At 68.0% G+C, this 21,672-nt stretch carries 19 protein-coding genes; 14 read left to right on the top strand and 5 right to left on the bottom strand.

Features of this window, described 5'->3' with window-relative positions; translation table 11 throughout:
• Window positions 1-153: 153 nt before the first annotated feature.
• The 7 genes from CNR27_RS02570 (at window position 154) to CNR27_RS02540 (ending at window position 6,684) form a co-directional block, all read left to right on the top strand.
• A complete protein-coding gene (locus CNR27_RS02570; RefSeq protein ID WP_255409782.1) occupies window positions 154-903 on the top strand; it encodes a ferredoxin--NADP reductase in 750 nt (249 codons plus the stop codon).
• Between the two features lie 183 nt (window positions 904-1,086).
• Complete coding sequence (locus CNR27_RS02565; RefSeq protein ID WP_096296800.1) at window positions 1,087-2,304, top strand: hypothetical protein; 1,218 nt, start codon at window positions 1,087-1,089, stop codon at window positions 2,302-2,304.
• A 48-nt stretch (window positions 2,305-2,352) separates the two neighbouring features.
• Window positions 2,353-2,976: a hypothetical protein gene (locus tag CNR27_RS02560; RefSeq protein WP_233580256.1), complete on the top strand. Its 624-nt coding sequence runs from the start codon at window positions 2,353-2,355 to the stop codon at window positions 2,974-2,976.
• A 10-nt stretch (window positions 2,977-2,986) separates the two neighbouring features.
• On the top strand, window positions 2,987-3,187 hold the full coding sequence (locus tag CNR27_RS02555; RefSeq protein WP_096296798.1) for a helix-turn-helix transcriptional regulator: 201 nt from the start codon (window positions 2,987-2,989) through the stop codon (window positions 3,185-3,187).
• On the top strand, window positions 3,184-4,710 hold the full coding sequence (locus CNR27_RS02550; RefSeq protein ID WP_096296797.1) for an alpha/beta hydrolase: 1,527 nt from the start codon (window positions 3,184-3,186) through the stop codon (window positions 4,708-4,710). The genes CNR27_RS02555 and CNR27_RS02550 overlap by 4 nt, the downstream gene beginning before the upstream one ends.
• Window positions 4,711-4,756: 46 nt before the next feature.
• Window positions 4,757-5,503, top strand: a complete 747-nt coding sequence (locus tag CNR27_RS02545; protein WP_096296796.1) for an ABC transporter ATP-binding protein — start codon at window positions 4,757-4,759, stop codon at window positions 5,501-5,503.
• Window positions 5,500-6,684 carry an ABC transporter permease gene (locus CNR27_RS02540; protein WP_096296795.1) on the top strand — a complete coding sequence of 395 codons (1,185 nt, stop codon included), beginning with the start codon at window positions 5,500-5,502 and terminating at the stop codon, window positions 6,682-6,684. The genes CNR27_RS02545 and CNR27_RS02540 overlap by 4 nt, the downstream gene beginning before the upstream one ends.
• 181 nt (window positions 6,685-6,865) lie before the next feature.
• Here the strand turns inward: CNR27_RS02540 and CNR27_RS02535 are convergent, their stop codons facing one another.
• From CNR27_RS02535 to rpmH, 5 genes are all read right to left on the bottom strand, one after another.
• Window positions 6,866-7,915, bottom strand: a complete 1,050-nt coding sequence (locus CNR27_RS02535) for an energy transducer TonB (RefSeq protein ID WP_096300196.1) — start codon at window positions 7,913-7,915, stop codon at window positions 6,866-6,868.
• Window positions 7,916-8,080: 165 nt separating this feature from the next.
• Window positions 8,081-9,424 (bottom strand): tRNA uridine-5-carboxymethylaminomethyl(34) synthesis GTPase MnmE, encoded by a 1,344-nt coding sequence (gene mnmE, locus CNR27_RS02530; protein ID WP_096296794.1) that lies wholly within the window; start codon window positions 9,422-9,424, stop codon window positions 8,081-8,083.
• 68 nt (window positions 9,425-9,492) lie between these two features.
• Window positions 9,493-11,205, bottom strand: coding sequence for a membrane protein insertase YidC (gene yidC / locus CNR27_RS02525; protein WP_096296793.1), 1,713 nt, complete (start codon window positions 11,203-11,205; stop codon window positions 9,493-9,495).
• Between the two features lie 13 nt (window positions 11,206-11,218).
• Complete coding sequence (gene rnpA / locus CNR27_RS02520) at window positions 11,219-11,635, bottom strand: ribonuclease P protein component (RefSeq protein WP_096296792.1); 417 nt, start codon at window positions 11,633-11,635, stop codon at window positions 11,219-11,221.
• A 61-nt stretch (window positions 11,636-11,696) separates the two neighbouring features.
• Window positions 11,697-11,837 (bottom strand): 50S ribosomal protein L34, encoded by a 141-nt coding sequence (gene rpmH / locus CNR27_RS02515; RefSeq protein ID WP_047138036.1) that lies wholly within the window; start codon window positions 11,835-11,837, stop codon window positions 11,697-11,699.
• Window positions 11,838-12,040: 203 nt separating this feature from the next.
• On the opposite strand from rpmH, the gene dnaA reads away from it, so the two are divergent.
• The 7 genes from dnaA to CNR27_RS02480 all read left to right on the top strand — a co-directional run bounded on the left by dnaA (window position 12,041) and on the right by CNR27_RS02480 (window position 21,596).
• The gene (gene dnaA / locus CNR27_RS02510; protein ID WP_096300194.1) at window positions 12,041-13,378 is read left to right on the top strand and encodes a chromosomal replication initiator protein DnaA; all 1,338 of its coding nucleotides are present in this window, start codon (window positions 12,041-12,043) and stop codon (window positions 13,376-13,378) included.
• A gap of 253 nt (window positions 13,379-13,631) precedes the next feature.
• A complete protein-coding gene (dnaN, locus tag CNR27_RS02505; protein ID WP_096296791.1) occupies window positions 13,632-14,732 on the top strand; it encodes a DNA polymerase III subunit beta in 1,101 nt (366 codons plus the stop codon).
• Between the two features lie 85 nt (window positions 14,733-14,817).
• On the top strand, window positions 14,818-15,915 hold the full coding sequence (gene recF, locus CNR27_RS02500) for a DNA replication/repair protein RecF (RefSeq protein ID WP_096296790.1): 1,098 nt from the start codon (window positions 14,818-14,820) through the stop codon (window positions 15,913-15,915).
• 175 nt (window positions 15,916-16,090) lie between these two features.
• Window positions 16,091-18,526 carry a DNA topoisomerase (ATP-hydrolyzing) subunit B gene (gene gyrB / locus CNR27_RS02495; RefSeq protein ID WP_096296789.1) on the top strand — a complete coding sequence of 812 codons (2,436 nt, stop codon included), beginning with the start codon at window positions 16,091-16,093 and terminating at the stop codon, window positions 18,524-18,526.
• A 95-nt stretch (window positions 18,527-18,621) separates the two neighbouring features.
• Window positions 18,622-19,431 carry a M48 family metallopeptidase gene (locus CNR27_RS02490; protein ID WP_096296788.1) on the top strand — a complete coding sequence of 270 codons (810 nt, stop codon included), beginning with the start codon at window positions 18,622-18,624 and terminating at the stop codon, window positions 19,429-19,431.
• Between the two features lie 108 nt (window positions 19,432-19,539).
• A complete protein-coding gene (locus CNR27_RS02485; RefSeq protein WP_245815726.1) occupies window positions 19,540-20,796 on the top strand; it encodes a tetratricopeptide repeat protein in 1,257 nt (418 codons plus the stop codon).
• A gap of 134 nt (window positions 20,797-20,930) precedes the next feature.
• The gene (locus tag CNR27_RS02480) at window positions 20,931-21,596 is read left to right on the top strand and encodes an energy transducer TonB (RefSeq protein ID WP_096296787.1); all 666 of its coding nucleotides are present in this window, start codon (window positions 20,931-20,933) and stop codon (window positions 21,594-21,596) included.
• Window positions 21,597-21,672: the final 76 nt, after the last annotated feature.

Genomic DNA, 21,672 nt, shown 5'->3' with positions numbered 1-21,672 from the left:
TGCAGGCGCATGCCACGCCGGCCGCCGGCCATGAAAAGTCTGTTGCAGGGCGGTCCGCACGGGTCGCGCGGACCCAGCCGGTACCATAGCCACATCGACACTCGACCGCGCGCGGCCCGCACCGGACGCCCGCCGAATCACGGACATCCTGCTGTGGCCATCTCGCAATTCCCGATCAAGCTCGTATCCAGGCGCATGATCGCGCCCACCGTTGCCCATCTCTCCTTCGTCCGTGACGACGGCCAGCCGCTGGATTTCATCCCCGGGCAGTTCATTCAGGTGCATTTCGCTTACGCCGACGGCACCCCGACCAAGCGCTCCTATTCGCTGGCGACCATCCATGACCACACGCTGGGGCCGGGCGAGGCCGTCGATATCGCGGTCAGCTACGTCCCCGGCGGCGCGGCAACCGCGTTGTTCGAGGGTCTGGATCTGGGCGGCTCCCTGCAGGCCAGTGGTCCGTTCGGCCGCTTCTGCCTGATGCCGCAGGACCGCAACCGCCGCTATCTGCTGGTGGGTACGGGCACCGGCGTCACGCCATACCGCGCCATGCTGCCGCTGCTGGCACAGGCGATCGCCGAGCGCGGCGTGGAAGTGGTGCTGCTGATGGGCGCACGTACGCCGGCCGAACTGCTCTATGGCGACGACTTCCGCGCATTCGCCGATGCGCATCCGAACTTCCGTTTCGTGCCCTGTTTCTCGCGCGAGCTGCCGGACGCGCCGCATGCCGATGTGCGCCATGGGTATGTGCAGCAGTTCCTCGGCGAATTCGCTCCCGGCGATGGCGATATCGCCTACCTGTGCGGCAATCCGAACATGGTCGACGCGACATTCGAGGCGCTGAAGGCGTTCGGCCTGCCGGTGCCGCTGATCCGCCGGGAGAAATACGTCAGCAGCAAGTAGGGCTGTCGCCGACGCATCGCCGGCCCCGCGCGCGGCAGGCGCGGCACAGGTGGCGGGCACGACGTCAGCAGCAGGCACTGCCCGGCCACATGCCGGATGCGCGTTGCAGTTGCCTGATCGGACGGCGCCGCGGGCAGCTCCAACCGCCGCACCGCCAAGCCGGCAACAGGAAGGACAAACGGGATGGATACCGATACGTGCACTGCATACACGCCGGAGGTCGCCGCGCTGATGCCGCCTGCGGCGGGTGCGGCATTGGCGAAACGGCCGTGGCGGCGTCGCCTGTTGCCGGTGCTCGGCGGATTCGCCGGCGGTGGTGTGGTCGGCGCGGGCATTGCGGCCGTCGGCCTGCCGCTGCTCGAAACGATGCCGCCATCGGCTGGGTTGGCAGCGCTGGCGGGCTTCTTTCTCTCGCTGTGGCCGCACATCGTGGTGCACGAGGCCGGGCACGCGGTGGCCGGGCTGTCGCGGGGCATGCACGCGATCGCGTTCGGCGTGGGACCGCTGCGCTGGGAGCGCGGCGGCGACGGCCATTGGCGCTGGCGCAACGGCGGTGGGATCCGCGGGGTCGGCGGATTCGCCGCCTTGTTGCCGCGAGGCACGCGCGGCCTGTCGCGGGTCGACCAGATCGTATTTCTGCTCGGCGGGCCCCTGGCGAACCTGCTGAGCGCAGCGCTGCTGGCCGCGCTGGTGGCGTGGCTGCCGATGCCAGCCTGGCTGACCGGCGCGCTGGCCGGCATGGCGCTGGGCGCGGCGACGCTGGGACTGGGCAATCTCCTGCCACTGCGCCTGCAGGGCTGGCGCTCCGATGGGCGTGGCCTGCTGGACCTGCTGCGGCGGACACCTGACGCTGCGCTGCAGCTGCAGGTCAACCAGTTGATGGCGCTGAGCCTGGCGGGCATGCGCCCGCGCGACTGGCCGGAGAACGCGATGCCGACCGCGGACGCCAGCATCGCCAGCAGTGGCCTGCTGCAGACCGCGCAGATGCTGCGGCTGGCGCGGGCTGTCGATTGCGGCGATGCCGGGGCGGCCCGACCCGAGGCCCTGGCGCTGACCGCAGGGTTTGCCGCCGCAGCGCCGGTGTTCCAGAGCGCCATCGCGGTCGCACTCGCCAGCCACGCCGCATTGCTGGTCAGGGACCGCCGGTTGCTGTCGGCCTGGCGCCTGCGCTGCGAGGGTGGACTGATGGATCTGTCGCCGTATCGCGCATGGCTGGATGCGGAGATCGCCGGGCTGGATGGTGACGATGCTGCAATCGCCCTGCATATCGCGCGTGCGCGTGGACTGACCGGACGGATTCCCGACGCGGCAAGCCGGCTCGTGTTCGAGGAACGGTTGGCGGCCCTGGCGAAGTGCCGTGTCGGCAGCGCGGGCGTGCACGCAGAACCCGTACTTGGTTGAGGAGCTGCAGGCATTGACGACTGCGAGAATGTGTCAAGTCTGCTTGACATGCCAGCCCGCGCCCCGGATGCTGTCTGTCAAGCTCACTTGACACATGGACACCCCATGCCGCGTTTCCGCCTTTTCTTCGGGCTTGCTCTGGGATTGATCGGCATCGCCATCGGCGTGCGGCTTGGCATGCCCCGGCTCCCGATCTGGGTGCCCTTGCTGGTGCTGCTCGCCGGCATGGGCCTCATCGCCGCGGCAGTGCTCGACGCGGAGCGGCGATGCGCCACCGCGTCGGGACCGGTGCAGCGCCGCTACACACGGGAGCTGCTGATCGGCATGGGCGCCTACGCGGGGTTGCTGATCGTTTCCCTGTTGCTGCTGCGGCAGGTGGAGGCGCCGACGCTGCGCGCGGTCGTCGCCCTGCTGCCGATCCTGCCCATTGCGCTCGTGCTGCGCGCGATGGTGCGCTTCATCCGCGAGGTCGACGAGTTGCAGCAACGCATCGAGCTCGAGGCGGTCTGCATCGCGGCCGCGCTGGTGTCCTTCGGTTACATGACCGCCGGCTTCCTGCAGGCGGCGCGTGTCATCGACGTGCCCGCGAGCGCGGCGATGTTGTGGGTGTTTCCGCTGCTGTGCGGCACCTACGGTATCGCCAAAGCCGTCGTCGCGCGGCGGTACGGATGAGGCCGCCGGCATGAAGAGCCGGGTGCGCGAACTGCGCGAGGCCTGCGGCTGGTCACAAGCACAACTCGGCGAACGTCTGGATGTATCGAGACAGACGATCAACGCGATCGAGACCGGAAAATACGACCCCAGCCTGCCGCTGGCGTTCCGGATCGCACGCGAGTTCGCCGAGCCCATCGAATCCATTTTCCTGTTCGAGGACGTTCCATGAGTGCAATGAGGCTTTCCCTGTTGGCGCTGGCCGCGGGCGCGACGCTCGCCGGCTGCAGCGGCGGTGCACCGGCGCCCGCCGAGGGCGACGGCGTGCGTCCGGCACGCATGTTCGGCCAGATCCCGTTTCACGCCTGCACGCTCGACGGCGGCAACGCCGCCACGCGCGTCGAAGCGCAGTGCGCGACCTTCGAGGTGCCGGAGAATCCCGATGCACCGGAAGGCCGCAAGATCGGTCTCAACATCGCGTGGCTGCCGGCGGATTCGAATGACGGCGGCACCGCCGATCCGGTGTTCTTCCTCGCCGGCGGCCCCGGCCAGGCGGCGACCGAACTGGCCGCGCAGATCAACAACGGCCTGCGCGAAGTGCGTCGCCAGCGCGACATCGTGCTGGTCGACCAGCGTGGCACCGGCAGCTCGAACCCGCTCGACTGCGTGGACGCCGATGGCGCGCCGATGGAACTCGATGCGCTGACCACGCCGACCGATGCCGACCTCGATGCCTATGTCGGCCGTTGCCTCGCCGGTCTGGCGGATCGCGCCGATCCGCGCTTCTACACGACGGCCAACGCGATCCGCGACCTCGACACCGTGCGCGCCGCGCTCGGCGCCGAGCAATTGAACCTGGTCGGCGGCTCCTACGGCACGCGTGTGGCGCAGCAGTACGCGATGGCGTATCCGCAGCACACGCGCAGCATCGTGCTCGACGGCGTGGCGCCGAACGATCTGGTCGTCGGCGGCGAGTTCGCGCACACCTTCGAAGATGCGCTCAGCCTGCAGTCCAAGCAGTGCGCGCAGGACGCCGCCTGCCGGGCGCGCTTTCCGACCGATCTGCAGGCGCAGCTGCGCGGCGTGCTGTCGACGCTGCAGACGACGCCGGCGCCGGTGACCTATCGGGATCCGACCACCGGCGCGCAGCGCGATGGCGTGGTCACGCCGGACACGGTGACCGGCCTCGCGTTCCTGTTCTCGTACGCGCCGCAGACCGCATCGCTGCTGCCGCTGATCCTCGATGAAGCCGCGCAGGGCCGCTACGGCCCGCTGATGTCGCTGTCGCAACTCATGTACAGCAACGTCGGCGGGCAGATGACCCGCGGTATGCAGTGGTCGGTGATCTGCGCCGAAGACGCCGGCCGGTATCGCGAGGACGGCCGCGTCGCGGACACGATCCTCGGCCCCGGCGTTGCCGGCATGTTCTTCGGCGCCTGCCGCACCTGGCCGACAGGCACGCCGCCGGCCAACCACACCGCGGCGCTGCAGTCGGATGTCCCCGCGCTGCTGATGTCGGGTGAACTCGACCCGGTGACGCCGCCGGCGTATGCCGAGCGCGTGCTGGCCGGTCTGCCCAACGGTCGCCATCTGGTGTTCAAGGGTCAGGGCCACGGCACGTTCGCGCTGGGCTGCGCGCCCAAGCTGCTCGCGCAGTTCATCGAATCGACCGACGCCAAGGCGCTCGACGTCACATGCCTGGATGCGATGCGTCCGGTGCCGCCGTTCACCAGCTTCAACGGGTGGTCGCCATGACCGCGCCGCGCCTGTCGATTTCCCTCTTTCTTCCGGAGCTCTGCCGATGATCACGGCCCAGCAACTGCACAAGGCGTTCAAGACGAAGACCGGCACGGTCAAGGCCGTCGACGGCGTCGATTTCGTCGCCGAGGACGGCCGCATCACCGGCCTGCTCGGTCCCAACGGCGCCGGCAAGACGACGACGCTGCGCATGCTCTACACGCTGATGAAGCCCGACAGCGGCCGCGTGCTGGTCGACGGCATCGACGCCGCGCAGGACCCGGCTGCGGTGCGCCGCGTGCTCGGCGTGCTGCCTGACGCGCGCGGCGTCTACAAGCGCCTGACCGCGCGCGAGAACATCCGCTACTTCGGCGAGCTCCACGGACTGTCGAAAGCGGAAATCCACGAGCGCGCGCGTGTGCTCAGCGAGCAGCTCGACATGGGCGAGATTCTCGACCGCCAGACCGAAGGCTTCAGCCAGGGCCAGCGCACCAAGACCGCGATCGCCCGCGCGCTGGTGCACGACCCGCGCAACGTGATTCTCGACGAGCCGACCAACGGCCTGGACGTGATGACCACGCGCGCGATGCGCGAGTTCCTGTTCAAGCTGCGCGACGACGGCCGCTGCGTGATCTTCTCCAGCCACATCATGCAGGAGGTCGCTGCGCTGTGTGACCGCATCGTCATCATCGCCAAGGGCCGCGTGGTCGCCGACGGCACCGCCGACGAACTGCGCGAACGTTTCGGCAAGCCGAATCTCGAAGACGCGTTCGTCAGTGCGATCGGTTCCGAGGAGGGCCTGCTGGCATGAGCCGGAACCTGCGATGGATGTGGTGCGTGGTGCGCAAGGAGCTGCTCGACATCGCGCGCGACCGGCGCACGTTGTTCATGGCGCTGCTGCTCGGCCCGCTGATGTATCCGCTGCTGATGCTGGGCATGAACTTCATGGCCGAGAAGCGCATGAAGACCGAACAGGACCGCGTGCTGGAAGTACCGGTGATCGGCGCCGAACACGCGCCCAATCTCGTCGCGCATCTGGCGACGCTCGGCATCCAGGCCGTCGATGCACCGGCGGATCTCGACGCTGCGATCGCCGGCCAGGATATCGACGTGGCGATCGAGATTCCGGCGAGCTTCGCCGAGGACTGGCACGCCGGTCGCCCGGCGACGGTCGAGATCATCAGCGACAGCACCCGCCGCAACGCCGAGACGCCGACGCGTCGTGTGCGTACCGCGATTGCTGCCTACGGGCAGCAGGTCGGCGCCCTGCGCCTGCTCGCCCGCGGCATCGATCCGTCGGTGGTGCAGCCGGTCGCAGTCGGCACACGCGATACTGCGAGCGAGGAAGCCAAGCGCGGCATTCTGCTGGCGATCCTGCTGCCGTATCTGCTGATCCTGTCGAGCTTCATCGGCGGCTCCTACCTGATCCTCGACGCCACCGCCGGCGAACGCGAACGCCAGTCGCTGGAACCACTGCTGGCCACCCCGGCCTCGCGTGGCGCGATCGTCAGCGGCAAGATCGCCGCGGCCTGCATCATCGGCATGGCCTCGCTGCTGCTCACCCTGCTCGCCTTCAAGATCAGCGCGCAGATGGGCACGAGTGCGTCGCGGATGCTCGACGTCAGCTTCGTCGCGATCGGCAAGATGCTGCTGGTCCTGCTGCCGATGCTGTTCGTCGGCACGTCGCTGCTGACCTTCCTCGCCGCGACCGCCAAGAGCATGAAGGAAGCGCAGAGCCACATCGTCTGGCTGATGTTGCTGCCGATGGTTCCGAGCTTCGTGCTGATGATCAACCCGATCAAGACCGAGCTGTGGCAGTTCGCCGTGCCGTTCCTCGCGCAGAACCAGCTGCTGCTGAAGATCATCCGCGCGGAACCGATCGCACCGGAAGTGTGGGGTGTGTATCTGGGCGCGAGCCTCGCGTTGGCTGCGGCACTGTGGCTGCTGGCGGTGTGGCGCTATGGGCAGGAGAAGCTGGCGGTCGCGGGTTGACCAGACCGGTCCGCCAGGAAAAAGAAAGCCCGGCTTCGGCCGGGCTTTTTTCTGTGCGCTGCGATGCGCGTGTTTGTTGAAGTCCCGCTGCGCCTATCGCCTGGCGCGTCTGGGTGAGAGCTCCCGGTGCACCAACGTCGCCCTGCGCGACGCAGGGCTCAGGTCGACACGGAACCGCGGATCAGTTGGTCGTCGGCGCGAAGCCGATCGTGCGGCGCGTCGTGACCGGCGCAGGCACCGGCTCGAAACGCCAGCGGCGGACCGCCGCGAGGGCTTCGCGATCGAAGATGCGCGGCGGATCGGCGCGGACCACGCGCGCATTGCTGACCGCGCCGTCGGCGCCGACGGTGAATTCGACCAGGACCTCCCCGCTGGTGCCCGAACGCAGCGCGTCGGCAGGGTAGCGCGGGGCCGGCGTGCTCAGCGGCCGCAGCTGCACCGCAGCCGCAGCCGGTGCGGGCGTCGCCGGCGCTGGGGCGGGCGTCGGCGATTCCGTGCGCGCCGGTGCCGGGGTGGCGGCCTGACGGCCTGCGGCTTCCTCGCGCGCCGTCGCCTGGCGCGCCGCTTCCTCACGGGCCGCAGCCTCAGCTGCGGCCTGCTGCTGCGCCAGTTGCTGGGCGGCCGCTGCCTGCTGCTGCTGTTGCTGCTGGGCGCGTTCGCGTTCCAGCTGCTGGGTCCGCTGCGCCTCCTGTTCGGCGGTGAGCTTCTGCTGCTCGGCCCGCTGGGCTGTCTGCTGCTCGGCGCTGTCGATACTCGCGCGCAGGCGCTCGAGCGCCGGGTGGCCCGCATCGGCGCGTTCGATCAGGCCGAGCAGGCGCCGTGCCTCGGCGTAGTCGCCGCGGTCGCGGCTCTGTTCGGTGGCGATCACGCTCATCGGCAACAGGTCGATCAGCGCGCTCGAGGCCGCGGGATCCCCGGCCTGCTTCTCGCGCAGCGCGAGGTAATACTCCATCGCGTTCTCGCCGGCCGGCGCATACAGGCGGCTTTCCTGGTACGCGGCCGAAGCCGCGGTGCGCAGTTCCTCGGCCGAGAGCCCGGCAATCGCGTCGTCGGCGGCCTGCTGCTGCGCCGCGGCCTGCTGGCTTGTTCCCCCTCCCACATCCCCGGCTGTTTCAGCTGGCGCCTGCGGCGCCTCGTCGCGGCCACAGGCCGCAAGTGCACAGGCAAGAGCCAGCGCGGCGACCAGGCGCGCGCTGGGCGCGCGACTGGACGTCGGAATCTTCGAGACCATCATCTTTCCCCAAGGATGCATGTCCGCAAGAGTGCGTAGAACGCGGCAGCGGCGCCGATTTGTCAATCCTCTCGTGCCGGCGGCCTTCACGGGCTCTCGACACGATAACGAATTTTGTCCGAGTAATTCCGGAAGATCAATGCAGTTGGCCGCCGCGGGCCGCAACTATTTGCCGATGCAGAAGCTCGAGAAGATATGGCCGAGCAGATCGTCGGCCAGGACCTGGCCGGTGATCGCGCCGATTGCGTCCTGGGCGATGCGCAGGGCCTCGGCCGTCAGCTCGAGATGCTGCGCCGCCAGTGTGCCCCGTGCGTCCTCCACCGCCTCCGCTGCATCACGCAGGGCGTCGACATGCCGCTGGCGCGCGGTGAACGCGCCCTCGCCGGCCAGCGGATCGCCGCCGAGCCGCGCCTGCAGCGCTGCGCGCAAGGCGTCGAGCCCTGCACCGGTGTGCGCCGACACCTGCAGCACGTCGTCCGGCGCCGTGGCGGTGCCCGGGGCCAGGAGGTCGGCCTTGTTGTGGACGATGATCCGATCGCCGACATCGGCCACCGCGTCGGCGACCTGCATCCAGCCCGTGTCGGCGGCGCGGCCGTCGAGCACGACCAGGGCGAGGTCGGCGCGTGCGAGTTCCGCGCGCGCGCGGCGCATCCCCTCACGCTCGATCGCATCACCTTCGGCGCGCAGGCCGGCGGTGTCGACAAGGGTCAGTTCGACACCGCCGATACGCAGCGTTTCATGCAATAGATCGCGGGTGGTGCCGGCGATGTCGGTGACGATCGCCCGGTCTACGCCGGCCAGCGCATTGAGCAGCGAACTCTTGCCGGCGTTGGGCGGGCCGATGATCACCGCATGCAGGCCATCGCGGAGCCGCCGGCCCTGTTCGGCCTCGGCCAGCAGCTGCGCCAGTGACGCGGCAAGCGCCTCGATGCGACGCGCCACCTCGTCACCGCCGAGCCCGTCGATCGGCTCGTCGGAGAAATCGATCATCGCCTCCACATGCACGCGCAGATGCAGCAGCTCGGCGGCCATGGCCTCGCAGCGCGCCGAGAATACGCCGTCGAGCGCGCGCCGGGCCGCGCGCGCAGCCCGCACATCGCCGGCTGCGATCAGGTCGGCCACCGCTTCGGCCTGGGCCAGATCCAACCGGCCGTTGAGGAACGCGCGTTCGCTGAACTCGCCAGGCCGCGCGAGTCGCGCGCCGAGCGCGCGGCAACGCGCCAGCAATTGCTGCAGCACCACCGGGCTGCCATGCGCCTGCAGCTCCACCACGTCTTCGCCGGTGTAACTGGCGGGCGCCGGGAATGCGAGGACGAGACCGTCGTCGAGCACGCTGCCGTCGGCGTCGCGGAACCGCGCGTAATGGGCATGGCGCGCGCGCAGGGCGCGGCGCGCGCTGATCGTCCGCGCAATCGCCAGCGCCGCGGGTCCCGACAGGCGCACGATGCCGACCCCGCCGGCGCCGGGCGCTGTGGCGATCGCGGCGATGGTTTCGTTGCACTGGTGCATGTCACTTCTCCTCAAACGCACGAGCCCGCCATGCGGCGGGCTCGTGGATCCACACGTCGACGCGGCCGTCAGGCCTTCGCCGGCGCCTCGCTGTAGCGCCTGATCATCCACCACTGCTGCAGCAGGCCAAGGCCGCCGTTGGTGACCCAGTACAGCACCAGGCCCGAGGGGAAGAAGATCATGATCGCGCCGAACACCAGCGGCATGAACTGCATGATCTTCTGCTGCATCGGATCCATGCCGACCATCGGCGTGAGCTTCTGCGTGGCCCACATGATCGCGATGTTGAGCACCGGCAGGATGAAGTAGGGATCGCGCGCGGTGAGGTCGTGGATCCACAGCATCCACGGCGCGTGGCGCAGTTCCACCGACTCGAGCAGCACCCAGTACAGGGCGAAGAACACCGGCATCTGCAGCAGTACCGGCAGGCAACCGCCGATGGGATTGATCTTCTCTTTCTTGTAAAGCTCCATCATCGCCATCTGGAACTTCTGCTTGTCGTCGCCGTAGCGCTCCTTGAGCTGGGCGATGCGCGGCTGGAACTTGCGCATCTTCGCCATCGACTTGTACTGCGCGACCGACAGCGGATACAGCGCCAGCTTCACCAGCAGCACCAGTCCGATGATCGACCAGCCCCAGTTGCCGATCAGGCCATGCAGCTTGGCCAGGATCCAGAACAGGCCTTCGCCGAGCATCGCGAAGATCGAGAAGCGGCTGTAGTCGACGACGCGGTCAAGGCCACGCACGCCCTGGGCCTGGATCAGGCCGACCTGCTTGGGGCCGACCCACAGGCGGGCGGTGGTCGAGGCCTGTTGGCCGGCCGCGACCGCGAGCGGTGCGCCGATCTCGCGGATCAGGTAACGCGGCGCGCCGGTGCTGCGGTCGACCTGCATCGAGATCGTGCCGTCATCGTCCGGGGCCGGGATCCAGGCGCTGAAGAAGTGGTGCTGGACCATCGCGATCCAGACCTGGCTGTCCCTGGCATTGAGCGGGCCATCGTCCTCGAAATCGCCGAGCTGGCGACGGCCGTAGCCGATGTTGCTGCCGAACCACGTCGCGCCGACCAGGCTGTAGGACTCCGGATTGGTCATTCCGCGCGTGACCACCGGCGCGGTACGGATCAGCTGGCGGTACGGGAAGCCCTGCCACACCGCGCTGCCACCATTGACGATCTCGTCGCGTACTTCGATCGCATAGTTGCCGCGGGTCAGCACGAAGCTGCGGCGGATGGTCACGCCGTCGGCGCCGGTCCACAGGAACGGCACGATCACCGACTGCTCACCCTCGGCCAGCGTGGCGCTGGCGGCGGCGTTCTCGGGGACGAACTGGCCTTCGTGGCTCGGCGCGGCATTGGTGCTGCTGACCCAGCCGGCCTGCGCGGCGTAGTAGTGCGAGGGGTCGGTGTCGAGCATGCGCACCGGGGACGCGGCCTCGTCGCGGGTCTGCGGATACTCGAGCAGATCGGCCTGGACGACGTTGCCGCCCTCGAGGACCACCCGCAGTACGTCGGTCTGCACGACGACCCGCTGCGCGCCGGCGGCGGCAGTGCCGGCGGCTGCGGCGACGCCCGGTGTCGGCGCGATCGGCGCCAGATCCGTGGGCGCGCTGGGCACCGCGGCGCTGCCGGCGGCCGCGCCGGGTACCGTCACCGACGCGCCCGGCTGGACCGCGCCGCTCTGCTGCGGCTGGGCGGCGGCAGTCTTTTCCTTGCCCCACTCCATCCATAGCAACACGGCGACCATCAGCCAGGCGAGGACGAGGAAAGTACGGATCTGGTTCATCAGGCGGGCATGCTCATGCGCCGGGCGATGCCGGCGTGGGTGGAATCTGGGTGGCAGGCATTGTGCCGGCCGCGGATGACGGCGGCAACGCGCGGGCGCGCTTGAGCACGCTCAGGAACGCGGCGCGCAGCGCGGCATTGTCGAGCTGGGCTGCGGCGGGGCGGGCCACGACGACATAGCTGCCCGAGCGGAGCTGGGGCTGCAGCAGGCGGAATGCATCGCGCAGCGTACGCTTGATCCGGTTGCGCCCGACCGCGCGCTTGTCGACCTTGCGCGAGACCGCCAGGCCCAGACGCGCCGGGCCGGCTTCAGGCAGCAGGTGCACGGCCAGCGTCGGCGACGCGGTTCGCGTCGCGCTGGCGAAGATGCGATCGAAATCCGCACGCGCGCGCACACGCACGTGCCGCGGATAGCGGACACCGGCGGTCATGGAATCAGCGCTGCGGGACGGGCGGTGAGTACGCGGAGGCGACTCACCGGCCCGGAGAGCTTCAGGCCGAGAGGACCTTGCGGCCCTTCGCGCGGCGACGCGCGAGGATCTTGCGGCCGTCGGCCGTCGCCATGCGCGCACGGAAGCCGTGGTCGCGCTTGCGCTTGAGGTTGCTGGGCTGGTAGGTGCGCTTGGTAGCCATGGTCGAGCCCTTCGGGCAACGTGACGAATAAGGAACCGGAAATTCTAGCGGCCTGGCACCGCGCCGGTCAAGCCGGGGCCCGGCGCCCGCGCGACTCCGTTCCTCGGGGACGCGGTGGCGACATGGTAGTCTGCCTGCCCTTCTCCGGCGACCGGACCGCGCATTCGCGCGGCGGCGCCCGCTTTGTCGAATTCCGCCGCATGATGGATGCCTGGCCCCGCTGCCTCCAACGCCTCGAAGCCGAGTTTCCGGCCGAGGATGTCCACACCTGGCTCAAGCCCTTGCAGGCCCACGCCGATGACCGCTCGACCGTGCTGTACGCGCCCAATGCCTTCGTCCGCGACGAAGTGCAGGCACGCTACATGCCGCGCATCCGCGAGCTGCTCGAGCATTTCGCCGGCATCGAGGACGTGAGTCTCCAGGTCGGGTCGATGCCGCGCGCCGCGGCGCCCGCCCAGGCGACGCCGACCTCGATCTTCGACAGCCGCGCCGCAGCGGCGGCGCCGATCGAAGCCTTCGCCGGCAACATGGACAGCCATTACAGCTTCGACAACTTTGTCGAAGGCCGCAGCAACCAGATGGGTCGTGCCGCCGCATGGCAAGCCGCGCTCAAGCCCGGCGACCGTGCGCACAACCCGTTGCTGCTCTATGGCGGCACGGGGCTGGGCAAGACCCACCTGATGTTCGCCGCGGGCAACGAGATGCGCCGGCAGAATCCGCGCGCCCGGGTGCTCTACCTGCGCTCGGAGGAGTTCTACAGCGCGTTCTTCCGCTCGATCCAGGAAAAGACCTCGGACCAGTTCAAGCGCCAGTTCCGCCAGATCGACGCGCTGCTGATCGACGACATCCAGTTCTTCGCCGGCAAGGACCGCACCCAGGAAGAGTTCTTCCACACCTTCAATACGCTGTTCGACAGCAAGCAGCAGATCATCATGACCTGCGACCGCTATCCCCGCGAGGTGGAAGGGCTGGAGCCACGGCTCAAGTCGCGCCTGTCCTGGGGTCTGTCGGTGGCCATCGATCCGCCCGACTTCGAAACCCGCGCAGCGATCGTGCTGGCCAAGGCCGCCGAGCGCGGCACCGTCGTGCCCGACGACGTGGCGTTCCTGCTGGCCAAGAAAATGCACTCGAACGTGCGCGATCTCGAGGGCGCGCTCAATACGCTGGCGGCACGCGCGAACTTCATGGGACGCCCGATCACGGTCGAGTTCGCCCAGGAGACGTTGCGCGACCTGCTACGTGCCCAGCAGCAGGCGATCAGCATCTCCAACATCCAGAAGGTGGTGGCCGACTACTACGGCCTGCAGATCAAGGAGCTGCTCTCCAAGCGCCGTACGCGCTCGCTGGCGCGCCCCCGGCAGGTGGCCATGGCCCTGTCGAAGGAGCTGACCGAACACAGCCTGCCCGAGATCGGAGAGGCCTTTGCCGGCCGTGACCACACCACGGTGCTGCATGCCTGCCGCCAGATCCGCACGCTTATCGAAAGCGACGGCAAATTGCGCGAGGATTGGGACAAGCTGATCCGCAAACTCAGCGAGTAAGCTGTGCGTTCCGGGGTTTGTACAACTCCGGGACGCATTGGGGAGAGCCTGTGGACAGTTTGAGGGGCAAGAACTTGTCCACAGCTTCATCCACCTCTCCAGCCCCCGCTGTCCACCGCGTTTGAGAGTCGAAAAAATTCATTTGTTTCAACGGGTTGCGCTAGATATCCACTGATTTTGGCGTCACCCAGCACCACCATCTTTAGATTTATATCCTTTCTATAAAAGCACGGGACAAGGGGATAACACCGTCATGCGTTTCAGTCTCCAACGCGAAACTCTGCTCAAGCCGCTGGCCCAGGTCGTCAATGTCGTCGAGCGCCGCCAGACGCTGCCCGTGCTCGCCAACCTGCTGGTCCAGGTCCAGGACGGCCAGCTCTCGCTGACCGGCACTGACCTCGAAGTCGAAATGGTCTCGCGCCGCCCCGTCGACGACGCCCAGGACGGTGAGACCACGGTCCCGGCCCGCAAGCTGTTCGATATCGTTCGGGCGCTCCCCGATGGCAGCAAGGTTTTGATCTCGCAGTCCGGTGAGAAGATCACCGTGCAGGCCGGGCGCAGCCGCTTCTCGCTGTCGAGCCTGCCGGCCGGCGATTTCCCCTCGGTGGACGAGGTCGAGGCCACCGACCGCATCGCGGTTCCAGAGGCGGCCCTGAAGGAACTCATCGAGCGGACGGCGTTCGCGATGGCCCAGCAGGACGTGCGCTATTACCTCAACGGCCTGCTGTTCGACCTCAGCGATACGCGCCTGCGCTGCGTCGCGACCGACGGCCACCGCCTGGCACTGTGCGAAACCACGCTCGACACCGCGGTTCAGACCAAGCGCCAGATCATCCTGCCGCGCAAGGGTGTGACCGAGCTGCAGCGTCTGCTCGAGGGTGGCGACAAGACCCTCGAGCTGGAGCTGGGCCGCAACCACCTGCGGGTCAAGCGCGATGACGTGACATTCACCAGCAAGCTGATCGACGGCCGCTTTCCTGACTACGAGGCGGTCATCCCGATCGGCGCCGACCGCGAAGTCACGATCGACCGTGAACTGCTGCGCGCCGCGCTGCAGCGCGTGGCAATCCTGTCGAACGAGAAATACCGCGGCGTCCGCCTCGAGGTTTCGCCGGGCACCGTGCGGATCAACGCGCACAACCCCGAGCAGGAAGAAGCGCACGAGGAAGTCGAGGCTGAAACCAAGGTCGACGACCTCGCGGTGGGCTTCAACGTGAACTACCTGCTCGACGCATTGACCGCGTTACGTGGTGAGCGCGTGATCCTGAAATTGCGTGATGCCAATTCGTCGGCGCTGGTGCGGGAGGCGACCGATGAACGCAGCCGCCATGTCGTGATGCCGCTGCGACTCTGACGAAACGAGGATGTTTCACGTGAAACCCGACGCCCGGCCCAGTCCGGGCGTCGTCCGTTCTGCTCCCACCGCTTCCAGGTCCGCCATGCGCCTCACCCGGCTCGATCTTCGCAATGTGCGCAATCTCCAGGCCGTGTCGCTCCGTCCGGCCGCTGGCCTCAACCTGCTGCTCGGTGACAACGGCGCCGGCAAGACCAGCGTTCTGGAAGGGCTGCATGTGATGGCCTACGGCCGGAGCTTTCGCGGCCGCGTGCGCGATGGCCTGATCCGGCGAGGCGCGGATGCGCTCGAGGTCTTCGTCGAATGGAGCGATGGCGAAGCGCTGGACGGCCAACTGCGCCGGGCGGGACTCCGACATACCGGCCAAGAGTGGAGCGGACGGCTGGACGGCGCCGACGTAGGGCAGCTGGGCGAGCTGTGCGCGGCGCTGATGGTGGTGACGTTCGAGCCCGGCAGCCACGCATTGATTTCCGGCAGCAGCGAGGTGCGTCGCCGCTTCCTCGATTGGGGGTTGTTCCACGTGGAACAGGATTTCCTGCCGCAGTGGCGCCGTTACGCGCGAGCGCTGCGCCAGCGCAATGCGTTGCTCAAGTCCGGGGTGTCGAATCCGCAGTTGGACGCCTGGGACCTTGAGCTCGTCGAGGCGGCGCAACCGCTCGACAGCCGCCGGGATGCCTACCTGAGGCGCCTGCACGGTGCAGTGCAGGCGGTTGCCGCCGACATCGCGCCCGGGCTTGGGCTTCCGGAGCTCGTCTTCCACCCCGGATGGCGCCGCCAGGAGCTTTCCTTGGCCGATGCCCTGCTGGTCGCCCGGGATCGCGATCGGGCCGTCGGCTACACCAGTGTCGGACCGCATCGCGCGGACTGGCGGATCCGGTTCGAGGATCGCCCCGAGCAGGGCTTGCTTTCACGTGGGCAGGCCAAGCAGGCGGCGTTGTGCTGCCTGATGGCCCAGGCGCAGGACTGCGCCGCGCGTTCGCAGGGGCGATGGCCGATCATTGCTTTGGACGACCTCGCCTCCGAACTGGATCGGCACCACCAGCACCAGGTGCTCGACTACCTGCACCGGATGCAGGCACAGGTCCTGATCTCGGGTACCGAGCGGCCCGCGCATTGGCCGGCTGAACTGCTGGTAGACGCAGCCATGTTCCACGTGGAACATGGCGAGCTTCGGGCTGGCTGAATCCGCGTCTGGCCCGCATGCAGAATCATTCGCCCGGCGGATGTTGTTCCACGTGGAACAATGACCCCCGCTTCGCCCGCAATGCTACAATTCCGTCCTTGCGGCCCCCTCCAGCCGCGCCTCCGGCCTGCCGGACCGCGCGTGGACGCCGCGCACCGGCCAGACTGCGAACCGAATGAGCGACGAGACGATCTCCGGCGGCGCGCCCGCCAATACCGACTACGATTCCAGCCGAATTACCGTGCTGCGCGGCCTCGAGGCTGTGCGCAAGCGTCCCGGCATGTACATCGGCGACGTCCATGACGGCACAGGTCTGCACCACATGGTGTTCGAGGTCGTCGACAACTCGATCGACGAAGCCCTGGCCGGCCACGCCGACGACATCGTGGTCACCATCCACGAAGACGGCTCGGTCTCGGTGTCGGACAACGGACGCGGTATTCCGGTCGACATCCACAAGGAAGAAGGCATTTCCGCGGCCGAGGTCATCATGACCCAGCTGCACGCCGGCGGTAAGTTCGACGACAACAGCTACAAGGTTTCCGGCGGCCTGCACGGCGTGGGCGTCTCGGTGGTCAATGCGCTCAGCGAGAAACTGACCCTCGACATCTGGCGCGATGGCTTCCATCACCACCAGGAATACGCCTCCGGCGAGGCAGTGGCCCCGGTCGAGCGCCTGGAACCGTCCGACAAGCGCGGCACCCTGCTGCGGTTCTGGCCGGCGGTTGCGACCTTCAGCGATGTCACGTTCCACTACGACATCCTGGCGCGACGTCTGCGGGAGCTTTCGTTCCTCAACTCCGGTGTGCGGATCAAGCTCGTCGATCTGCGCGGCGAGGGCCGGCAGGATCTGTTCGAGTACCAGGGCGGTATCCGCTCGTTCGTCGAGCATCTGGCCCAGCTCAAGACCCCGCTGCATCCGAACGTGATCTCGGTGACCGGTGAGCAGAGCGGCATCACGGTGGACGTGGCCCTGCAATGGACCGACGCCTACCAGGAAACGATGTTCTGCTTCACCAACAACATTCCGCAGAAGGACGGCGGCACCCATCTGCAGGGTTTCCGCGCGGCGCTGACGCGCACGCTGACGAACTACATCGAGCGCAACGGCATCGCCAAGCAGGCCAAGGTGGCCCTGTCGGGCGACGACATGCGCGAGGGCATGATCGCGGTGCTGTCGGTGAAGGTGCCCGACCCGAGCTTCTCCTCCCAGACCAAGGAAAAGCTGGTCTCCTCCGAGGTGCGCCCGGTCGTTGAGAGTGCGTTCGGCCAGCGCCTGCAGGAATTCCTCGACGAGAACCCCGCCGAGGCCCGCGCCATCGCCGGCAAGATCGTCGATGCCGCGCGCGCCCGCGAGGCCGCCCGCAAGGCACGCGACCTGACCCGCCGCAAGGGCGCGCTCGACATCGCCGGCCTGCCGGGCAAGCTGGCCGACTGCCAGGAGAAGGATCCGGCGCTGTCGGAACTCTTCATCGTCGAGGGTGACTCGGCCGGCGGCTCGGCCAAGCAGGGCCGCAACCGCAAGAACCAGGCGGTGCTGCCGCTGCGCGGCAAGATCCTCAACGTCGAGCGCGCGCGCTTCGACCGCATGCTCGCCAGCGCCGAGGTCGGCACCCTGATCACGGCCCTGGGCACCGGCATCGGCAAGGACGAGTACAACCCGGACAAGCTGCGCTACCACAAGATCATCATCATGACCGACGCCGACGTCGACGGTTCGCACATCCGGACGCTGCTGCTGACGTTCTTCTACCGGCAGATGCCCGAGCTGATCGAACGCGGCCACGTCTACATCGGCCTGCCGCCGCTGTACAAGGTCAAGCAGGGCAAGAACGAGATCTATCTCAAGGACGATACGGCGCTCGACGTCTACCTCGCCGGCAATGCGGTCGAGGGCGCGTCACTGGTCCCGGCCGCCGGCGAGCCGGCGATCGAGGGTGTCGCCCTGGAGAACCTGCTGCTGGTGTTCGCCGCCGCGCGCGACACCATTGCCCGCAACGCGCATCGCTACGACCCGGCCGTGATCGAGATGCTGCTCGACGCCGCGCCGCTGGTCGGGCCGGGGATCGACAGCGCTGCCGCGCTCGAGGCCTTGGAGGCCGGGCTCAACCGCAAGGGGCTCGGCCGTCCGCGCTACCGCTTCGGCATCCAGCCGGCGACCGAAGCGCGAGGCGCGGTGCTCACGATCGAGCGGCGCCACATGGGCGTCGACATCACCCAGCTGGTGCCGCTGTCGGCGCTGGAGACCGGCGAACTGCGGGCAGTCGGCGAGGCCGCGCGCCAGCTCCACGGGCTGATCCGCGAAGGCGCCCAGATCACCCGCGGCAACCGCACCCACCCGGTGAGGTCGTTTGCCGAAGTCCAGGCCTGGCTGCTCGACGAGGCCAAGCGCGGTCGCCAGATCCAGCGCTTCAAGGGTCTGGGCGAAATGAACCCCGAGCAGCTGTGGGATACGACGGTCAACCCCGATACGCGCCGCCTGCTGCAGGTCCGGATCGAGGACGCGGTAGCCGCGGACGAGATTTTCAGCACCCTGATGGGCGATGTCGTGGAGCCCCGCCGGGCGTTCATCGACGACAACGCGCTCAAGGTCGCTAATCTCGACGTCTGACCCACACTGCCCGTGTGCCCCCCTCCGAGTCGGATTGACGGCGCGTTAATCTGCGCCGCTCTACAACGAGGGTTCTTGAATAGGGAAGTCCCGTGATGAAAACGCCGATCGCAGCGCTTGCCGCCGCCCTGCTGCTTGCCGGCTGCGCGACGACCACGTCCCCCACCGGGCGTACCCAGTACGTCGGCGCCGTCAGCCAGGCGCAGCTTAACCAGATGGGCCTCGAGGCTTTCGCCGACACCAAGGCGAAGATGCGCGCCTCCCCTGACGCCAAGCAGCAGGCGTACGTGCGTTGCATCGTCACCGACATCGTGCGCGAGCTGCCACCCAACTGGCAGCAGCTCAACTGGGAATCGGTGGTCTTCGTCGACGACAACCCCAACGCCTTCGCTCTGCCGGGCGGCAAGGTGGGCGTGCACACCGGGATCCTCAATGTCGCGAAGGACCAGGACCAGCTGGCGGCGGTCATAGCGCACGAGATCGGGCACGTGTATGCAAACCATCACGATGAACGCGTCACCCGCCAGATCGGCGCCCAGGGCGCCCTGGGCGTGGTCGGTGCGCTGGCGGGCTCGCGTTACGGCGAAGGCGCGCAACAGGCGACCAGCCAGCTCGGTGGCGCCGCCGCGCAGGGACTGTTCCTGCTGCCCGGCACGCGCGTCCAGGAAACCGAGGCGGATGTCGTCGGCCAGGACCTGATGGCCAAGGCGGGCTTCGATCCGCGTGCGGCAGTCGGCCTGTGGCAGAACATGATCGCGGCCAGCGGCGGCAGTCGTCCGCCGCAGTGGCTGTCGACCCATCCCGATCCCCAGAGCCGCATCAGCGAACTGCAGACGCGCGCCGCGAGCCTGGTGCCGGTCTACGAACAGGCCCAGGCCGCAGGCAAGCGCCCGCGCTGCGGCTGACGCGGGCCGCCTCTTCGTGCAATACAGGCCCGCATTCTTCCGGCGATAATCGCCGTTCCAGCTTCCCGCCCCCGTGTCTGCGCGGGCACCTGCCAATCGAGGTAAACGATGTCGAAGTCCCGCATGTCCCAGCAGGCCCTGGCCGCCGCCCTGAGCACCGTGCTGCTCGCATTCGCGGCGCCGACCGCGTTCGCCCAGGAAGAAGGCGGCAACGCGCGTAGCGAAGGCGAGGATCGCAGCGAGCGCCGCCGGGTCGACCGGTCCTCGCGCAGCAGCGAGCGCAATGAGCGCCGTTCCACTCGCGCCGCGCCCGTCGTCGAAGCCCGCTTCCCCAGCGCCACCCGTCAGGAACCGGGCGTGGCGGCGAGCCAGAGCCTGATCAAGCAGCTCAACGCGCTGTCTGAAGCCAGCAACCAGAACGATGCCGCCAAGGGGTTGCCGATCGCCGACGAGATCCTCGCCAACGAACGTGCCAATGCCTACGACAAGTCGATGGCGGCCCTGCTCGGCGCCCAGCTGCTGCTCAATGAAGACAACGAGCGCGCCAAGACCTACCTCCAGCAGGCGATCGACACCGGCGGTCTCGACAACAACAACCACTTCCAGTCGATGCTGATGCTGGCCCAGTTGCAGGCCCAGGAGCAGCAGTACGACGAAGCGCTCGCGTCGCTGGACCGTTACCTCGCCGAGTCCGGCTCGAACGATCCCAAGGACCAGGCCCTGAAGGGCAACATGCTCTATCGTCTCGAGCGCTATCCCGAGGCGATCGCAACGCTCAAGCCGCTGGTGGAATCGGGCGGCGATGTCGACCCGCAGTGGACGCAGCTGCTGATGGGCGCGTACGCCGAGTCGGGCAACACCGCCGAGGCGACGCGCCTGGCCGAGCAGGTCGCCCAGGCCACTCCGGACGACAAGCGCTCGCAGATCAACCTCGCGGTGTCGTATCTGCAGACCGATCAGAACGACAAGGCGATCGAGGTGTTCGAACGCCTGCGCGCCGCCGGGCAGCTGACCGAGGAAAGCGAGTACCGCAACCTTTACGCGCTGTACCTCAACAGCGACAACAAGGAACGTGAGGCCATCGCGGTGATCAACGAGGGCCTGCAGAAGAACATCCTCAAGGAGGATTACCGCACCATGGCGGCGCTCGGTCAGGCACACTACTTCTCCGAGCAGATCGAGCCGGCGATTGCCGCCTGGCGCAAGGCAGCGCCACTCGCCGAGAATGGCGAGACGTATCTCAATCTCGCGCGCGTCCTGCATCAGGAAGGACGCACCTCGGAAGCCCAGGAAGCGGCGCGTCAGGCGATTGCGAAAGGCCTGAAATCCAACACGGACGCCGAGCGCATCATCTCGGGACGTTAAGAAAAAGTTGCCTGAATTTTGATGGTGCAGGCTACTCGGATTGGTATAAGCTTTAGGGTTCCTGCCGCCCGACAGGGCGGTAGATCGACATTTCCACCGGGGCGTACCTCCCCGGCCCCACCAGAGTTCTTCGCATGACGCTACGCTCGACGACGACCAACACGAACGACGAAGACGAGGGCCTCAACTGGGGTCGCATTGCCGGCTTCACGATGGTGGTCGCGTTCCATGCCGCCGCAATCATGCTGCTGCTGGCGCCGGTCAACCCGCCCAATGCCGCGCAGCAGGAAGAAGCCGCCACGCGTGTGGTGATCATCGAACCGCCGCCGCCGCCCCCCCCGCCGCCGCCGCCGCCGCCGGAACCGCCGAAGCCGACTCCGATCAAGGAGCTGACACCGCCGCGCCCGACGCCCGTGCCGCCGCCGCCGGAGGCCCCGCCGGTCGTGTTCGACGATCCGTCACCGATGGATACCCCGGCTCCGCCGCCGGCACCTCCGTCGCCGCCAGCCGCGGTCGCCGACATCGGCGCCAGCGTCGACATCTCGTCGAAGAACATGAATCCGCCGCGTTACCCGCCTGCGGCCGCTCGCGCGCAGATCGAGGGCACGGTGATCCTGGTCATCGACGTCGATGCCAGCGGCAACGTCACCAACGTGTCGGTCGAGAAGTCCAGCCGCAATCGCGACCTTGATCGCGCTGCGATCGAGGCCGCACGCAAGTGGTCGTTCGCGCCGGCCATGCAGAACGGCAAGCCGGCTGCCGGTCGCGTCCGTGTTCCGGTCGACTTCAAGCTCGGCTGATCCTCACGCGTCACCCGATACAACGGGGTCCGTCGGACCCCCGCTGTTCCGCGTCAATGTTCCACTCTTCAAACCA

The sequence above is a fragment of the Luteimonas chenhongjianii genome, from assembly GCF_002327105.1.
Classification (GTDB): Bacteria; Pseudomonadota; Gammaproteobacteria; order Xanthomonadales; family Xanthomonadaceae; genus Luteimonas; species Luteimonas chenhongjianii.
The sequence above is the reverse complement of the archived record's forward strand: the minus strand, read 5'-3'. Positions and strand labels throughout refer to the sequence as shown.

Coding starts and splice junctions, on each gene's coding strand:
- dnaA (WP_096300194.1), top strand. CDS start 12,041: ATGGATGCCTGGCCCCGCTGCCTCCAACGCCTCGAAGCCGAGTTTCCG.
- CNR27_RS02480 (WP_096296787.1), top strand. CDS start 20,931: ATGACGCTACGCTCGACGACGACCAACACGAACGACGAAGACGAGGGC.
- CNR27_RS02535 (WP_096300196.1), bottom strand. CDS start 7,915: ATGGTCTCGAAGATTCCGACGTCCAGTCGCGCGCCCAGCGCGCGCCTG.
- yidC (WP_096296793.1), bottom strand. CDS start 11,205: ATGAACCAGATCCGTACTTTCCTCGTCCTCGCCTGGCTGATGGTCGCC.
- gyrB (WP_096296789.1), top strand. CDS start 16,091: ATGAGCGACGAGACGATCTCCGGCGGCGCGCCCGCCAATACCGACTAC.
- rnpA (WP_096296792.1), bottom strand. CDS start 11,635: ATGACCGCCGGTGTCCGCTATCCGCGGCACGTGCGTGTGCGCGCGCGT.
- CNR27_RS02555 (WP_096296798.1), top strand. CDS start 2,987: ATGAAGAGCCGGGTGCGCGAACTGCGCGAGGCCTGCGGCTGGTCACAA.
- CNR27_RS02565 (WP_096296800.1), top strand. CDS start 1,087: ATGGATACCGATACGTGCACTGCATACACGCCGGAGGTCGCCGCGCTG.
- CNR27_RS02545 (WP_096296796.1), top strand. CDS start 4,757: ATGATCACGGCCCAGCAACTGCACAAGGCGTTCAAGACGAAGACCGGC.
- CNR27_RS02540 (WP_096296795.1), top strand. CDS start 5,500: ATGAGCCGGAACCTGCGATGGATGTGGTGCGTGGTGCGCAAGGAGCTG.
- recF (WP_096296790.1), top strand. CDS start 14,818: ATGCGCCTCACCCGGCTCGATCTTCGCAATGTGCGCAATCTCCAGGCC.
- CNR27_RS02485 (WP_245815726.1), top strand. CDS start 19,540: ATGTCGAAGTCCCGCATGTCCCAGCAGGCCCTGGCCGCCGCCCTGAGC.
- dnaN (WP_096296791.1), top strand. CDS start 13,632: ATGCGTTTCAGTCTCCAACGCGAAACTCTGCTCAAGCCGCTGGCCCAG.
- mnmE (WP_096296794.1), bottom strand. CDS start 9,424: ATGCACCAGTGCAACGAAACCATCGCCGCGATCGCCACAGCGCCCGGC.
- rpmH (WP_047138036.1), bottom strand. CDS start 11,837: ATGGCTACCAAGCGCACCTACCAGCCCAGCAACCTCAAGCGCAAGCGC.
- CNR27_RS02550 (WP_096296797.1), top strand. CDS start 3,184: ATGAGTGCAATGAGGCTTTCCCTGTTGGCGCTGGCCGCGGGCGCGACG.
- CNR27_RS02490 (WP_096296788.1), top strand. CDS start 18,622: ATGAAAACGCCGATCGCAGCGCTTGCCGCCGCCCTGCTGCTTGCCGGC.
- CNR27_RS02560 (WP_233580256.1), top strand. CDS start 2,353: ATGCCAGCCCGCGCCCCGGATGCTGTCTGTCAAGCTCACTTGACACAT.